Source organism: Mesorhizobium waitakense, from assembly GCF_056431085.1.
Window position 1 is genome coordinate 37,015 of record NZ_JBWKME010000103.1, and the last position, 14,659, is coordinate 51,673.

At 62.0% G+C, this 14,659-nt stretch carries 12 protein-coding genes and 2 pseudogenes; 7 read left to right on the forward strand and 7 right to left on the reverse strand.

The features are described from left to right. The first annotated feature begins 5 nt into the window (after nucleotides 1–5). A complete protein-coding gene (locus AC07FD_RS22605) occupies nucleotides 6–584 on the forward strand; it encodes a thermonuclease family protein (protein ID WP_478351611.1) in 579 nt (192 codons plus the stop codon). A 137-nt stretch (nucleotides 585–721) separates the two neighbouring features. Next, nucleotides 722–1,597, forward strand: a complete 876-nt coding sequence (locus AC07FD_RS22610; protein ID WP_478351612.1) for an MBL fold metallo-hydrolase — start codon at nucleotides 722–724, stop codon at nucleotides 1,595–1,597. Here AC07FD_RS22610 and AC07FD_RS22615 read toward each other — a convergent pair. After that, the gene (locus AC07FD_RS22615) at nucleotides 1,585–1,833 is read right to left on the reverse strand and encodes a hypothetical protein (protein WP_478351624.1); all 249 of its coding nucleotides are present in this window, start codon (nucleotides 1,831–1,833) and stop codon (nucleotides 1,585–1,587) included. The two genes, AC07FD_RS22610 and AC07FD_RS22615, sit on opposite strands and share 13 nt — an antisense overlap. Between AC07FD_RS22615 and AC07FD_RS22620 the strand changes: the two are divergent. Both AC07FD_RS22620 and AC07FD_RS22625 read left to right on the forward strand, forming a co-directional pair. Continuing rightward, nucleotides 1,772–2,940, forward strand: a pseudogene (locus tag AC07FD_RS22620) (IS630 family transposase). The gene AC07FD_RS22615 and the pseudogene AC07FD_RS22620 overlap by 62 nt on opposite strands. 81 nt (nucleotides 2,941–3,021) lie before the next feature. After that, on the forward strand, nucleotides 3,022–3,180 hold the full coding sequence (locus AC07FD_RS22625) for a hypothetical protein (RefSeq protein WP_478351613.1): 159 nt from the start codon (nucleotides 3,022–3,024) through the stop codon (nucleotides 3,178–3,180). A gap of 151 nt (nucleotides 3,181–3,331) precedes the next feature. Here AC07FD_RS22625 and AC07FD_RS22630 read toward each other — a convergent pair whose 3' ends face one another. Both AC07FD_RS22630 and AC07FD_RS22635 read right to left on the reverse strand, forming a co-directional pair. After that, nucleotides 3,332–4,639: an ABC transporter substrate-binding protein gene (locus tag AC07FD_RS22630; protein WP_478351614.1), complete on the reverse strand. Its 1,308-nt coding sequence runs from the start codon at nucleotides 4,637–4,639 to the stop codon at nucleotides 3,332–3,334. Nucleotides 4,640–4,658: 19 nt separating this feature from the next. Then, nucleotides 4,659–8,042: an adenylate/guanylate cyclase domain-containing protein gene (locus AC07FD_RS22635; RefSeq protein WP_478351615.1), complete on the reverse strand. Its 3,384-nt coding sequence runs from the start codon at nucleotides 8,040–8,042 to the stop codon at nucleotides 4,659–4,661. Between the two features lie 428 nt (nucleotides 8,043–8,470). Between AC07FD_RS22635 and AC07FD_RS22640 the strand changes: the two are divergent. Beyond that, nucleotides 8,471–8,891, forward strand: a pseudogene (locus AC07FD_RS22640) (IS110 family transposase); the annotation flags it as partial. Nucleotides 8,892–9,114: 223 nt separating this feature from the next. Next, nucleotides 9,115–9,345 carry a hypothetical protein gene (locus AC07FD_RS22645; RefSeq protein WP_478351616.1) on the forward strand — a complete coding sequence of 77 codons (231 nt, stop codon included), beginning with the start codon at nucleotides 9,115–9,117 and terminating at the stop codon, nucleotides 9,343–9,345. Between the two features lie 140 nt (nucleotides 9,346–9,485). Here the strand turns inward: AC07FD_RS22645 and AC07FD_RS22650 are convergent, their stop codons facing one another. The 4 genes from AC07FD_RS22650 to AC07FD_RS22665 all read right to left on the reverse strand — a co-directional run bounded on the left by AC07FD_RS22650 (nucleotide 9,486) and on the right by AC07FD_RS22665 (nucleotide 12,833). Continuing rightward, entirely contained in the window at nucleotides 9,486–10,355 is an 870-nt protein-coding gene (locus AC07FD_RS22650) for a sensor histidine kinase (protein WP_478351617.1), read from the reverse strand. 229 nt (nucleotides 10,356–10,584) lie between these two features. Beyond that, nucleotides 10,585–11,010: an organic hydroperoxide resistance protein gene (locus AC07FD_RS22655; RefSeq protein WP_478351618.1), complete on the reverse strand. Its 426-nt coding sequence runs from the start codon at nucleotides 11,008–11,010 to the stop codon at nucleotides 10,585–10,587. Between the two features lie 110 nt (nucleotides 11,011–11,120). Further along, nucleotides 11,121–11,891 (reverse strand): alpha/beta fold hydrolase, encoded by a 771-nt coding sequence (locus AC07FD_RS22660; protein ID WP_478351619.1) that lies wholly within the window; start codon nucleotides 11,889–11,891, stop codon nucleotides 11,121–11,123. A 204-nt stretch (nucleotides 11,892–12,095) separates the two neighbouring features. Continuing rightward, nucleotides 12,096–12,833 carry an SDR family oxidoreductase gene (locus AC07FD_RS22665; protein WP_478351620.1) on the reverse strand — a complete coding sequence of 246 codons (738 nt, stop codon included), beginning with the start codon at nucleotides 12,831–12,833 and terminating at the stop codon, nucleotides 12,096–12,098. Nucleotides 12,834–13,009: 176 nt separating this feature from the next. Between AC07FD_RS22665 and AC07FD_RS22670 the strand changes: the two genes are divergently transcribed. After that, a complete protein-coding gene (locus tag AC07FD_RS22670; protein WP_478351621.1) occupies nucleotides 13,010–13,639 on the forward strand; it encodes a TetR/AcrR family transcriptional regulator in 630 nt (209 codons plus the stop codon). The last annotated feature ends 1,020 nt before the right edge of the window (nucleotides 13,640–14,659 follow it).

Consider the following 14,659-nt stretch of genomic DNA (forward strand, 5'->3'; position numbering starts at 1 on the left):
TTCGATTGGCAGCGGTCGTCCTGGTTGGCGCGGTCGGCTACATCACCGCCAGCAATTCTGATATTGAACGCATCCCCATTCTCGGATCAATGAACAATCCAGGCCCGATCTCAGGTGTCGCATCCGTCATTGACGGCGACACGATCGAGATCCACGGCCAGCGCATCCGCTTCAACGGGATCGATGCGCCAGAGTCCACCCAGCAGTGTGACGACGCCAAGGGCTTTCGCTACCAATGCGGTGCGAAGTCGGCGGCGGCCCTCGATACCTTCCTGACGATTTCCAAGCCGGTTACATGCACGTTCGTCTCATGGGACCGGTACGGCCGCTATGTCGGCGACTGCGCGCGTGCTGATGGCGCCGGCGTGGCCAGCTGGATGGTCGAGCACGGCATGGCGCTGGATTGGCCCAAATACAGCCACGGCGCCTATGCTGGACAGCAAGCGACGGCACAGGCTGCAAAGCGTGGGATCTGGGTCGGCGCGTTTGAGATGCCTTGGGATTGGCGGGCACAGCACCGCACTGGCGAGCAAGCGCGGCCTGTAGCGTCCCTCTCCCTGCTGGGCTCCGGATCTAGTGGTTAAGATCTAACGCTTGGTACCCGATCGCAAGCGCGGCCACATCTCGAGCGCCTCCTTCTCCTGAGCAGAAATGTCTGACGCCAGCTGGCCGCAAATGTAATCACTAGTTATCCGTCCTCGATCGAAGGAGGATGGCATCAGTGGATGACTGGAGAATCGGGAATATCTGGGTAACCAGAATTCTGGAGATGTGCGACCCCCTGCAGACGCCGTCGGAATGGTTCCCCGATTGCACAGACGAGGCAATCAAACCGCATCTTCACTGGCTCACGCCTCGGTCGATATCCCCGGCAAGCGGCCGACTTATTCTTCCCATCCAAAGTTATCTAGTTCGTACCAGGCACCACGTCATCCTCGTCGATAGCTGCGTCGGCAACAACAAGACGTTCAAGTATCTTCCGCATTGGCACAACCGCAACGAAGACACCTTTCTCGAGCAGTTGACGAATGCAGGCGTGACGCCCGAACAGATTGACTATGTCCTGTGCACCCATCTTCACGTCGACCATTGCGGCTGGAATACACGACTGGTCGACGGGCGCTGGGTCCCAACATTTCCGAATGCTCGCTACATTATGGCGCGGCGCGAGTTTGAAGCCGCACAGGCGGCCTCCGGCGATGCTGACGAACGGACCTATGAAGACAACGTGTTGCCCATTGTCGAGGCTGGTCGAGCTGTACTCGTCGACATGGATCATGCGCTCGATGACGAGGTGTGGCTGGAGCCGACGCCCGGCCATACTGCGGGGCACGTAGCCATCAGAATAAAATCGCAGGGAGTGGAGGCCGTGTTTTCCGGCGACCTCATGCATTGGCCGATGCAGTGCATATACCCCGACTGGAATTTTCGGTACGACGCAGACCCTGACCAGGCACGTCGGACGCGGTGGGCATTCCTGGAGGCTTGCTCGGACAATGGCCGCCTCGTCATGACATCGCATTTTCCCTTGCCGTCGGTGGGAACTATCTCGCGACGCCAGTCATCGTTCTGGTTCGAGGATCATCAGCCGCCGTAATCGCCGAGGACGCCGACCACGCCGGCGCGCGGATCGCCGGGAGGGCCGCGCTGGAGGCTCAGCGAACGCAAGGCAAGGCTCGCGCTCGCCACGATGTGCATCGACGTCGGACAGGGCGTGACAGAAGAGCCGGGGCGGGATTCCTTTTCACGAGTGCGCATGCGAGTCTGTTGCATGCGCACAGGAATATCGTTCACCGTTTCGCCAACCGATCGCCAGCGACTGGCGGCGCTCATTCGGGATCGCAATGCGCCGCAGAAGCATGTCTGGCGCGCCGAGATCATCCTGCTGAGCGCCAATGGCACCGTCGAGATTATGCGGCAAACCGGCAAATCGAAGACCTGCGTGTGGCGCTGGCAGGAGCGCTTTGCCACTGAAGGCTTCGAGGGGCTGTTGCGCGACAAGACGCGGCCCTCGCGCATTCCGCCTCTCGGACCCGAGGTTGGCCGAGCGCGTGGTGGCGCTGACGCTTGCCGATCCGCCGGGCGAGACGACGCACTGGACCGCCGACATGATGGCGCAAGCGGCCGGCATCAGCGCCAGCGCGGTGCGCCGCGTCTGGAAGGCGCACGGGCTGCAGCCAAACCGCTGGCGGCAGTTCAAGCTCTCCAACGATCCGCAATTCGTCGACAAGCTGCGCGACGTCGTCGGCCTCTACGTCGATCCGCCAGCCCATGCCATCGTTGCTGTCGGTCGACGAGAAGAGCCAGATCCAGGCGCTCGACCGCACCCGGCCTGGCCTGCCTATGAAGCGGGGACGGCTGGGTACCATGACCCACGACTACAAGCGGCACGGCACCACCACGCTCTTTGCCGCGCTCAACGTTCTCGATGGCACCGTCATCGGACGCAACATGCAGCGTCACCGCCATCAAGAATTCATCCGCTTCCTCAACACCATCGACGCTGAAGTGCCGGCCGGCAAGGCCGTCCACGTCGTCCTTGACAACTACGCCGCTCACAAGCATCCCAAGGTGCGGGCCTGGATCGACCGCCACCAGCGCTTCACCTTCCACTTCACGCCGACCTCGTGCTCACCTGCGCCCCTAGAGGAACTTGTTGGCGCCGCTCTCGCTTGCGGTGACGAAAAGCGGTTGGTCCGACGTTGTAGGCGAGCGTATCATTGCATCGGCCGCGCGGCGCGCGCCGCCAACCGAACGATTTGCGACAAGGAGAGATATCGAGTGAAGCGCCCAAAAAAAGGGAGTTCGGAGGCGTCGCGGGCGTCAGAAATCCTCAGCGGTCCCGGTAGGTCAAAGGCCGACTGTCGGCAGACTGGCCTCGCCCCCACGCATACAGCATGCACGGGCTACCTCAGTCAGGTCCAGACACGCCCGACGTGATCAGCATCGGCACGTCGGAGCCGTGACTATCCGGAATGCTCAGGCTGCTCCGGGATTAGATGTCAGTGGCTTTGCGACGGCGTGAATGCCGTTTTCCTGAAATGCCTGGTGCACGGCGAGCAAAACTGCGCGGCGGATCATGAAGTGTTTGCCCGCTTTCGCCTTGAATTTGGCCCGGATGACCAGCGTACCGTCCTCAACCTCGGCAATTCCCTGGCTCTTTCCAACGCCTTGTCTTGACTGAATGTTAAGTCTCGGCTCCGATGCGGACGTTCCGCGCGAGTTCGAAGACTGCCTGGCTCTCTTACGGATGCGCAGGTTCGCGGCGGTGCGGCGGCCGGACCAGGCCGGCGTCCGGCTGCCGTCGAAGTTCGGTCCGGCAGCCTACGTGCTACTGGCGGTCGTATTTCTTGAAGGTCGCGTTCCAATCGGCAGCCAGCGCATCGAGCGTCTCCTTGGCCGTGCCGGCATTGCCGGTCACGTAAGGATAGACGCGCTGGTTGAACTGCTGTAGCAGCTCGGCATTCTCGGGAACCGCCCAGAAGTCCTTGACCTTGAACATGGTCTCGTAAAAGGCCTTGTTGTATGGCGTGGCGTTCTGGAACTCGTCCGACTTGAGCACGGCTGCGCTGCAGGTGTAGCCGCCGAGTGCGGCCCATTTCTTCTGGGTCTCGTCCTTGATGAACCATTCCAGGAACTTCAGGGATTCGGCCCGCTTCTGCGAATAGGAGACGATCGAGATGCCCTGCCCGCCGAGCGCGGCGAACTGATCGCCGTTCGGGCCCGGCGGATTGGCAAAGAATCCGGTGTTCTTGGCGTTCGGGTTGGTCGCCTCGTTGATCAGCGATGGGAAGAACGCGAAGAAGTTCATGCTCATCGCGGCCAGGTTCTCGGTGATCGCCTGGTTCTCCTCTGCGAAGTTGGAATTGGCCCAACCCGGCGGCGTGAACTTGTAGAGTTCTTTGTAGGCGTCGAGGGCGGCGATCGCCTTGTCGGAGTTGATGAAGCCGTCGACCTTGTAAGTCGCATAGTCACCGAGCTCGCCGCCGTAGGCGAAGAGCAGGCTTTCGAAGCCCCCTGCCAACCCGTCGTGGGAATTGTCGGTGTAGATCGCGATGCCGTAGCGCTTCTGGTCCGGCCGATAGAAGAATTCAGCGATGTCGCGGAGCGCCTTGAAATCCTTCGGCACGCCGAGGTCATAACCGTACTTGGCCTTGAACGCTGCCATTTCCTTCGGGTTTTCGAACCAGTCTTTGCGGTAGGACCAGCCGATGGCGTCGCCTTCGAGCGGGATCGCCCAGTACTTGCCGCTGTTGCCGGGATATTCGGCGTAGAATTTCACCGTCGCAGGGGCCATCAGCTTGGCTACGTCGTGCTTGGCGAAGAAATCGGTGAGTTCGACATAGTGACCGCCGGTCGACCCCGCGCCGAGCCACTGTGAGTCGCCGACGACCATGTCATAAGCGTCGCCCCTAGCATTAAACTCGGTAAAAGCCTTGGTTTCGAACCCTGGCCAGGCCGTCGTTTCAATAGTTACCTCGACGCCGGTCTCCTTCTCGTACTCGTTGGCGAGCTCTTGCAGATAGTTGGCGGGATCCCATTCTGCCCACAGAATCGTGAGTTCGGTCGCGGCGGCCGATCCGCTAGGCGGAAGCAGTGCAACGCCCGCCAACAGGCCGATCCACATTTGCTTGAACATTGTGCTCCTCCACCTTTCCCTACGGCGCCGCCGCTGCCCCTTGGGACAGCCGTTGTAGCAGGGCTTTGGCGTCCGCCAGGTCGGGCGTGTCGAAGCCTTCGCTGAATACCGCATAGGCGGGTACGAGCAGTTCTCGCGCCTGTTCGTCGCGCCCCCGGCCGAGCCAAAGTCGGGCGAGGCGAAGCGCCGCCCTCAGCTCGGCCAACCCCGCACCTTGCTCGCGGGCGGCTGCCATCGCTTGCCGAAAGGAGTCTTCGACAGCCCCATCGAATGGGTTCAAGCGCGACAGCAGCTCTCCCTTAGCGCTCAACAGCTCGGGCAGCTGATACGTCGAGTCCGATTTGGCGAGCGTCTCGAACGCGTGCTCCAGGAGCGCAAGCCCTTCGCTTGCCTCGCCGCGCTCGCCGCAGGCGCGAGCCAGCGCGCAAAGATAGGAGGCCATCCCCATGTCGGCGCCGGTCCCGGCGATAGCCGCAATCCCCTCCCGCATCTCGCGAATGCCATCGTCCAGCGAGCCAAGGCCGGCCAGCGCCCAGCCGAAGAAGACGCGAGCCTGCCCAAGCAGCAGCGGAAGGGCGAACTCGGTACACACCGCAACGGCCTTCTCCGCCCAGCGCCGCGCCTCGCCGGGCTCGCGCCGCATCAGGTGGACGACGCTGAGGGCCATCTGCGCCTGGGCTAGGCTCAAGGGGTGCGAGTCGCGCTGGGCCAGGGCGACGGCTTCTCGCGCCTGAAGGATCGCTCTGTCCGGCTTGCCGCGTATGCAGAGCATCTGTGCACAGAACGACCTGCAGCAGACGCCGGGATCGTGCCCGGTATAGCCCCACGCAAGGTGGCGATGCCGTTCGTAGTCGTAGGTTTCCAGGCCGTAGCTGGCAAACGACTCGGCAGCCTCGTAGTCGCCGAGATAGAAGTTGACGCCCCAAAGCTGGTGGTGCGCTTCCAGCAGGTAGCCGGAATCACCGGATTTGTTTGCGAGCTCCAAGCCGAGCGTCTTGCACTGCATCGCTAGCTCCTCGGCGGCCCGCAGGTCGCCCGAGATGGTACGGCAGCCGCTCTCACCGCGCACCGCAGCGAACAGCTGGGCCTTGTCCCCGAGCCGCGCCGCAAGTTCCCGCGCCGTCGAAAATGCCTGCAGGGCCTCCGGATCGGCCCAGCCTTTGGCGGGGACGAGGGCCGCGCCCATTGCCGTCCACAGTGCAACCTCCTGCCTGAGCCGGGTCTCGGAAGCGGGCAACGATGCGGCGAGCTCGAGCCCTTTGGCGAAGTGCGCCGCGGCCTCGCGGTTGGCGGACCGTGTCATCGCCCTCTGCCCCGCTTTCAGCCACCACGGCACGGCCTCGGCAGGGAGACCCGCGAGCGTGTAGTGCTGTGCGACGGTCTCCGGCTCGGCCTCGGCGATTTCGGCAAACTCGGCTTCGAGCGCGGCCGCGATCCTCCCGTGGATCTGCTGGCGCCGGCTTTTCAGCAGGCTCTGGTAGGCAGTATCGCGCACCAGCGCGTGCTTGAACGTATAGCTGGACTCCGGCGCGGCGCCGCTGCGGAACACCAACTCAGCCTTTTCGAGCTGGTGGAGTTCGTCGTCGAGCTGGTCTCGGCCTGCGCCGCTCACCGCGGCGAGCAGCCGGTGGCGGAAGGCGCGACCAATGCAGGCGCCGATCTGCGCCGTCTCCTTCACCTGCGACAGCCGGTCGAGCCTCGCCATCAGCGAGTCCTGCAGCGTCGACGGGATTGCGATCGCCGGCAGCGGCCCGATCAACAGATAGCGATCGCCCGCCTCGACCAGCAGGCCGGAATCGAGCACGGTCCTCGTCAGCTCCTCGACGAACAGCGGCACCCCTTCCGTGTTGGCAAGGATGCGGTCCGCGATGTCGCGCGGCAGCTTCTTGCCACCCGCCACCCGCTCCATAATCGCCGTGCCATCGCTCGGTTCGAGCCGCCCCAACCGCAGCGCGTCGACATGCGACAGCGCCAGCCAGCGCGGCTCGAATTCCGGCCGCGCCGTGACCACCAGCAGGACTGGCAGGTCCGCAAGCTGCGCCGCCAGTGTTTCCAGCCATTCGGCCGTCGTGGGGTCGATCCAGTGCGCGTCCTCGACCAGTACGAGCACCGGTGCATTCGCTGCCGGCGCCTCGACCAGCCGGGTCAAGGTAGCGAGCGTGCGTGCCCTGAGCGCCGGTGCCGGCAGCCTCGGCGGCTGATAGCGACCGCCTGCATCGATTGACAGCAGTGCTGCCAGCAGCGACAGCGTCTCGCCCGTCTCCACCCCGGTCCCGCCAAGCAGCGCCCTGAGTTTGTCGAGCCGCGTGTCGGCGTTGTCGTCGCCCACGAATCCCGCCGCCCGTTCCAGATGCGCTATGAGGGGATGGAGCGCGCTGTTGGTGTGGTAGGCGGAGCAGAAATAGCGCAGCTCCGCATGCGGCCCTGCGGCGACCTGCACTGCAAGCGCCGCCAACAGGCGAGACTTGCCGATGCCGGCCTCGCCGCTGAGCAGCACGACCCGTCCCTGTCCCGATGTTGCGCGATGCCACCGTTCGAGCAGGAAGGCGAACTCTGCCTGCCGGCCGACGAGCGGTGCCAGCATAGCGTGCCGCGCTTCGAAACGGCTCTCGGCGGCCGTCTCGCCGACGACGCGCCAGCACCGCACCGGAGCGACGAACCCTTTGACCGCGCGCTCGCCGAGATCGGTGGCCGTGAACAGGCCCGCGACCAGCCTTTGCGTAACCTCGGCGATAACCACAGTGCCCGGCTCGGCGAGGGCCTGCAGCCGGGCTGCAAGGTTGGGCGTTTCGCCGACGACCGCTTCCTCTTGCGCCGCACCTTCTCCGATCAGGTCTCCGACGACAACCAGTCCAGTGGCGATGCCGACACGCGCGGCAAGCGGCGTTCCGCCGGGCGCAGCCAGCCGGGCGGTCGCGGACGCAGCGGCGAGACCGGCGCGCACGGCCCGCTCGGCATCATCCTCGTGCGCTTGCGGCCAGCCGAAATAGGCAAGCACCCCGTCGCCCATCAGCTTGGCAACCCGCCCCTCGTAGCGGCCGATCTCGCGCGACACCGCCTGCTGGTAAGCGAGGATGACTTCGCGTGTGTCCTCCGGGTCGAGCCGCTGCGACAGCTCGGTCGAGCCGACGAGGTCCACGAACATCACGGTGAGTTGCCGCCGCTCTGCGCGGGCATCTGAGGCCGCTGGCGGTGGCGCGGCCGTCCGGGGCGGGGTTGTACTCTCAACGAGGGACGCAATGCCGCTGAGCAACTTGCGCCGATGGCCGATCGACGTGACCCCGAGCGCGGTCAGGTCCTCGGCGGTCAGTTTGGAAAGAACCTCGAGGTCAACGTCGTTGTCGCGGAAGACCGCTGCGTACACGCCCAGGCCGAGGTTTGCCAGCCATGCCCCAATATCCACAGTGCCTTCTCCCAGGCGGTGGAGGTTTTGCCGGGCATTATATCGCAAATAGGAAGCAGGGTCGTCCTCTTATGCGAGTAGCAATGTCACCTTTGGGGCCGTCACAAGCCACGTCGAGCTGAGCCGTCCGAACGTCTGCGTTGGGTCGAAAGTGTTGAAAAGTCGCCGACTAGCCCAACGGCAACGCTAGACTAGAATATCGTTTTCGCGAGGAGTCCGATTGCGAATGGTGATTGCGGAAAAAACCCTCGTCCGGAAATGAGATTCTGGCGCCGGCGCCTGCTTCACAACCCGTCGGACTTTTTCAACACTACCGGTCAGGTCGAGACTTCAAGCCTCCCATGCAAAACGTCCGCTATCGATGCGGTGGACGGCTCTCCTCCGCCTTGCGGCTATAGTCGTGGGCTTAGAGCTGGAGGAGAACTGATATGGGCAATGTTACGACGATTGGTCTGGATATCGCGAAGTCCGTGTTTCAAGTGCACGGGTGGATTCTGTGGGCGCGGTGGTCATCCGAAGGAAGCTGACCCGTGGGCGGGTCCTTGGTGAGAATCTGCCCCGATGTCTCGTCGGATCGAAGCCTGCAGCTCCTCGCACTATTGGGCGAGAGAGCTCATTGCCCGAGGCCATGATGTGCGGCTGCTTCCGGCGCCGTACGTGAGGCCCTATTTGAAGGGGCAGAAAACGATGCGGCCGATGCAGAGGCCATCTGCCGAGGCGGTAACCCGGCCGACCATGCACTTCGTGCCGGTGAAGTCGCCCGAGGAGCAGAGTGTGATGATGCTTCATCGGGTTCGGTTGATGCTGAACCGCCAGCGCATGCAGATATCGAACGCGCTTCGGGCACATTCCTACCGCGCGGCTCCAAGGCTTCATCTGGTCGTCATAATGGCAAGGCAGATTAGGAACGCCGAATGAACCGATCCCCTCAATTCGGTGGTTCCCAAGACCTCCCTAGCCCGGCGCGCCTGTCCGGGCTTCTTTTTAGGTCTTGCCCGCCAGCAAGTTGGTGGCAGCGTCTTAGCCGTGCTGATATGTTCCCGTCTGGTGGGCTTAGTTGGGAGTTCCGATCATGGACGCGGAAGAGATGCAGGAGATAGGCGATACCCTCATGCGGATCGTCACGCCAGACATGTCACCGAAGCAATTGGTCAAGGCGGCTCGGAAAGAGCACCCCAAGGCTTCGAAGAAGGATATCGCCAGGGCGGCATTTTTCTCGATTATTGCGCATGCGGACGAGGATCAAGGCAAGGCAAAGAACCTACAAGCGTTCGCCATCGCCGAGCGTGTGAACGGGAGCTAGATACCGCTTCCGTCAGGGCGCTGAGATGTTGCAGAGTGATTTTCTTGGACCTGAAGACTTGGCCCAATGCCAGCGCGTCTTTGAACAGGTCTGCTCCGATGACAAAATGGATCCATGTTCACTCTCCGGGGCCTGCCCCCTCACACCACTGGCATTTGGCCGGTCGACCCGGTGGCGACGGCCTCGTCCGGTTTTGAAGGCAGCGTTAACTGAAAGACGGCACCGCGAGGTTCGTTGGCGGTAGCCCAGAGCCGCCCGCCGTGAGCTTCGACGATCGCGCGGCAGATTGACAGGCCCATGCCGAGACCGCTGGGCTTCGTCGTGTAGAAGGCCTCAAACAGGCGCTCGGGATCTGCCTGGTCGAGCCCCGGGCCTCGATCCTGCACTGCAACCAGGACGGCATCTGGCTTGGCTTTCGCGGTCCTGATCAGCAGTTCTCGCGCCCCCGCATCGACGCCACTCAGCGCTTCGATTGCGTTGACGATCAAATTGAGGATCACCTGTTGCAGTTGCACCCAATCGCCTTGAACGAGCGGCAGGCGCTGTGCGAGTTCAGCCTGCACCGAGACGCCGGTCTTCACAGCTTCGCCGCGGGCAAGCTCCATCACCTCGCGGATTACCTCATTGATGTCCAATCTGTCCTGCCGCGGCGGCGTCTTCTTGATGAGGGCCCGGATCCGCTGGATGACGTCGCCGGCCCGGTTGCCGCTTTTGACGATTTCATCAAGGGCCTCCTGTACCTCGTCCAGATTGGGCGGGTCGGTCCGGAGCCAGCGCAAGGCCGCCTGCGCTTGGATGACCGCCGCGGCGATGGGCTGGTTGACCTCATGCGCGATCGAGGCCGTGAGCTGTCCCATTGTAGCGACGCGATTGGCGTGGGCCAGTTCCACCTGCATCTCGCGAAACTGCCGTTCGCGACGGGTAATCTCCAAGGCAATCGCAGCTTGCGCCGCGAAGTCCGTGATCAATTCGATCTCTTTATCCGTGAAGCGCTTCGCCGCGCCGGCCACGCTTTGGCACCAATGGATGGGCCAACCTGTGACCGTCGTTCCGTTCGCAGAGTGGACACCGGACCAGGCCGATCTGAACACCGCGGGCGTCAGCATGACTTCGGTAAGTGGCGAGCTGTTGCAGGCAGAGGTTCCGCGTGTCTTTTGTGCGCTATAGTTCCTCATTTCTGACCTCTCGTGTTCTCGTGGCGTCTTCCCAGAAACTCGCCTGAAAATCGATCGGTCGGGCTCACCGGACCGAGACGAAGATCGCCACATCGACATTGCCCCGGATGGCATTCGAGTACGGGCAGATGGCATGAGCACTCTGGACCAGCTGTTCAGCGGTCTGTCGGTCGATGCCAGCAATGCCTACGGCAAGTGCGGCGGCCAACACGAAGCCTCCTGTTTCATTTCGACTAAGGTCGATCCTGGCGCCGACGTCGATATCGTCATCGGCGAAGCGGTGGCCGGCATCCCGGCTCACATGAAGGAGTGCGCTCTCAAAGCAGGCTGCATAAACGCCGGCAAAGAGTTGTTCGGGATTGGCCGCATCGCCCCTTCCGCCAAGGGCCCGGGGCAGTGCGAGCTTGAGGTCGAGCAGACCGTCCTCGCTGCGGATCAAACCGTGACGGCCTCCGCTCGCGCTGACTTTTGTTGAATATAGACTGGCCATAGCACATGCCTTCTTCGTTTGGATTCGCCAATTTGGGACAGTCGTCCGGACTGTCGCCGCGACAAATCGGCGAACAGCTCGTGCACGAGGACGCCCACCTGCTAGGCGGGCTATCCTGCGGCTTCCAGGATCAGCCGGGTGATCTCGTCGGGTTGAGAGATCAATGACAGGTGGCTCGCTTTCACTTCGATGGTCTTGGCGCCCATGCGCTTGGCCATGAAGCGTTCGAGATCGGGATTGATCGTCCGGTCTTCTGTCGAAACGGCATAAAAACTTGGCTTCGACCGCCACGCCGCCTGCGTGGCCTTGCCCGTCAGCAGAGCCTTGTGGAACGGCTCCTGAACCGCATAGAGAACCTTCGCCTTCGCTTCCGGCAGATCGCCGGCGAAGTCACGCAGGAAGGCTTCTTCGGAAAGACGTCCTTCATCGCCGTCGAAGACGATCCCCGCAGATGCGGGCGGTGTCGGAAACCTCTTCGCCAGAGCTGTATAATCCTCGCCCGCATCCGGCGCGCGCGCCGCCACATAGACAAGAGCCGACACATTTGGATGCACCCCCGCCTCGGTGACGATCATCCCGGAGAAGGAGTGACCGACCAGAACCGTTGGGCCGTCCTGTCGCGACAGCACGCGCTCGGCCGAAGCCACTGCCTCGGGCAGCGTGGTCAAGGGGTTTTGCACGGACGTGACGTTGAGCCCCGCCGCCTGCAAGCGCGCAATCACTTCGGACCAGCAGGAGCCGTCGGCGAAAAGTCCGTGCACGAGCGCGACGTTACGCGCCCTTTCCGGAGCGGCGTTTGCGATCGTGCCGCGCGTGGAGATCAACGAAGCTGCCGCACCAGCAAGCAGGGCCGTCGAGAAACTGCGTCTGTTCATCATCACGATTCTCTTCCTTCATTGGAACGGTTGATTTGGGAGTGTCTCGCTAGGCGGCGCGGTGCCAGAGCCGGGACGTCTGATTTCGTATCGTCACTCACCACCTTTCGGCCGCCGCCCCTGATGCGAGCGCCCGCTCGTTTCAGAAGGTCCGCTGCCGGGATCGGTCGTCACAAGGGGGGCCGATCATCGGCTAGTGAGATCGACGGTTCACCAAGGAACGCCTCCGGCATCGTTGAAGAAGCCGCCGCTAGGTCCCTCGTCTGGAAGAGTAGCGAGATGAACCACGATCCGCGAACCCTCTTCGACCGTTCGGTTGCCGTTGAAGTTGTTGAGGTCAGTCGCAATGTATCCAGGTGTTGCAGTGTTGATCTTGATGTGGGCGTGTGCCGCACTGCGCCGAAAGGTGTTGGCGTATTGGACTGTCAGCATTGTGACGGCGGCCTTGGATGATGCATAGGCGACGATCGTGTCCTCTCGGCCGAACATCGTCGTTGGATCGCTCGCCAGCGTCAAAGATGCGGTTGTGCTGGCAATGTTGACGATGCGAGGCTGCTTCGACGCCTGCAGGAGCGGTAGCATCGCATGCACCATCCGGACCACAGCGAAGACGTTGGTGTCGTAGGTCTCTTTCATCTCGGCAGGCGTGATTTCGAAGGCCGGACGGGCTACCAAGACGCCTGCGTTGTTCACAAGAACGTCAAGCCGGCCATGCCGGAGTTGAAGCTCTTGGACGACTGCCGTGACGCTTTCATCATTGGTAACGTCGATCTGTGCCGGAACGACGTCCAGCCCCTCGGCAATAAGTGCGCCGGCGGCCTCTTCGCCCCGCGTCCAATTGCGGGACCCTAGATAGACGCGCAATCCGCGTTTGCCGAGCTGCCGCACAACCTCTTTGCCGAGGCCCTTGTTTGCGCCTGTAACGAGCGCGATCGGTGTTTCATCCATTGTGATCTCCTAAATAGCCGCAGCGTAAGCTGACGTGTTCAGAGCGCGCCTACTCGTACTCGTCCACCAAATTGAAATTCCGCCGGATTGAGCATCGGCCGCGCGTGTGTTATTTGAGAACGCTATCGCATAGTTATTAGAGAATGGTCTCGCATAAGTCAAGGAGTTATTAGAGGATGGTCTCGCATAAATCGAGCGTGCCGCTGATCGGCGCTGAACCGGTTCGACGCAACGGGCGCGAGCGTGTTTCAGCAATTCTTGACGCCGCCACAGTGCTCTTCGGGAACAGAGGCTTCGATGCGACAACGATGTCGGAGATCGCGAGCCAGTCGAAGACAGCCCCCGGCTCGCTATATCGGTTCTTTCCGACGAAGGAAGCTGTCGGGGATGCGATCGTGGTTCGATACGCGGAACGGTTCGAAATCGCGTTTGCGGGCCTTGTGAAGACGGCAGGGCAGCTTTCGGCGACAGACATTTCCGGCATCGCTTTGGATCGCATGCGGGAGCTTGAGAATGACCATGCTGCCGCCATCAGCGTTGCAGAGGCTGGCGGAGTGACAAGGGAGCAACGGCAGAGCCAAACTAATCGTGTCCTCGCCATCATCACGCAGTTGATCAGCCATGCTTTTCCAACCGTCGTCCCGGCCAGGGTGCCGGTTTGCGCCTTCACGCTGATGCAGCTTTTCAAGACATTTACGGTCACATCGAAAAGCCAAGCTCCGCAGTCGCAGGCTGCCAAAGAAATGCGGTTAGTGATCGAGCTGTATCTCCGCAGTCTTGATCAGGCGGCTCTCGCCACGACATGATCGGTGACGGTACTTTTCGAGCCAGAACAGCGTGCGTGGTTCGATGCCGCCAGACACAAAGTTGCCCGACTGATGCCGATACTTTCAGGGACGAGGCCGCGCGCGATTATTTCATCGAGGATACCGAAAGGCTGGCCTGCCTGACTGACCCGTACGCGGTAGGCTCTAGATGGCTCACGCCGGTCTAGGTAAGCCCTATGGCCATCTCTGGTCGGTTCGCGAGGCGGCGCGACAGATCGTCCATGAAGCCCTTTGCGTATTCACTGTCGCGCCGACCAGCATCGCCGTGCCGCAATTTTCCCGACTATAGCGGGTGATGCGATCGTCGCTAGAAACATGCTAGCAATTCGTTCCGGCCGAATACACGGAACGGTTCCCAGGGGCGACCGATTGTCGTCGAGGTCGTAAAGCGTAGCCCACGAAGCAGGAAGGTGTAGCATGCTACACTCTGCCAACCGTCCGTCTTCTGAAATAGGACCGCGCGGGCCGGTCTTTCAGTTGTCGTGAGTGTCCAACAGAACGCCCAAGTGCCGCGCCCCGGCGCTTTCAACTATCAATTCCTCTAGGTCGGAATCGGAGAGACGCGTTGTGGCCCGCTTTCGAACGACTCTAATCGTGTCTGAAACGGACACTGGAATGGTCTTGCTGTGATCGTCGAGGTATTGCCCGAGTGCAATCACGGCGTCGACGTCAACGTCCTTCGGAAGATCCCTCATAGTTCGAGAGTATGACGACGGCGCCGAAAAGCAATGATATTTGACTGGGCAGGCTTCTTATAGCCCCACCGCCAGCGCGCCGTTCCCGCCGCCGCTGTCCTAGACGCGCCCTCGAAGCGGCCGGCCCTGGTCGAAGCGACATCTGGCAATAGGAAGTTCACTTACAAAATTCGCCTGGCAAGCCCTGACTGTTAGGAATCGCGCTAAGGCTTGTTGAGATTCATCGTGAGTTTATGACGGCAGCAGCAAGATTGATGAAGGCTGCGAAGCTCTGGTCGGTTTTGTCAGCTCGCATGGCGATACG

Excerpts from the sequence above, each read along its gene's own strand:
- AC07FD_RS22670 (WP_478351621.1), top strand. The coding sequence starts at position 13,010 with ATGGTCTCGCATAAATCGAGCGTGCCGCTGATCGGCGCTGAACCGGTT.
- AC07FD_RS22655 (WP_478351618.1), bottom strand. The coding sequence starts at position 11,010 with ATGGCCAGTCTATATTCAACAAAAGTCAGCGCGAGCGGAGGCCGTCAC.
- AC07FD_RS22615 (WP_478351624.1), bottom strand. The coding sequence starts at position 1,833 with ATGAGCGCCGCCAGTCGCTGGCGATCGGTTGGCGAAACGGTGAACGAT.
- AC07FD_RS22665 (WP_478351620.1), bottom strand. The coding sequence starts at position 12,833 with ATGGATGAAACACCGATCGCGCTCGTTACAGGCGCAAACAAGGGCCTC.
- AC07FD_RS22630 (WP_478351614.1), bottom strand. The coding sequence starts at position 4,639 with ATGTTCAAGCAAATGTGGATCGGCCTGTTGGCGGGCGTTGCACTGCTT.
- AC07FD_RS22645 (WP_478351616.1), top strand. The coding sequence starts at position 9,115 with ATGGACGCGGAAGAGATGCAGGAGATAGGCGATACCCTCATGCGGATC.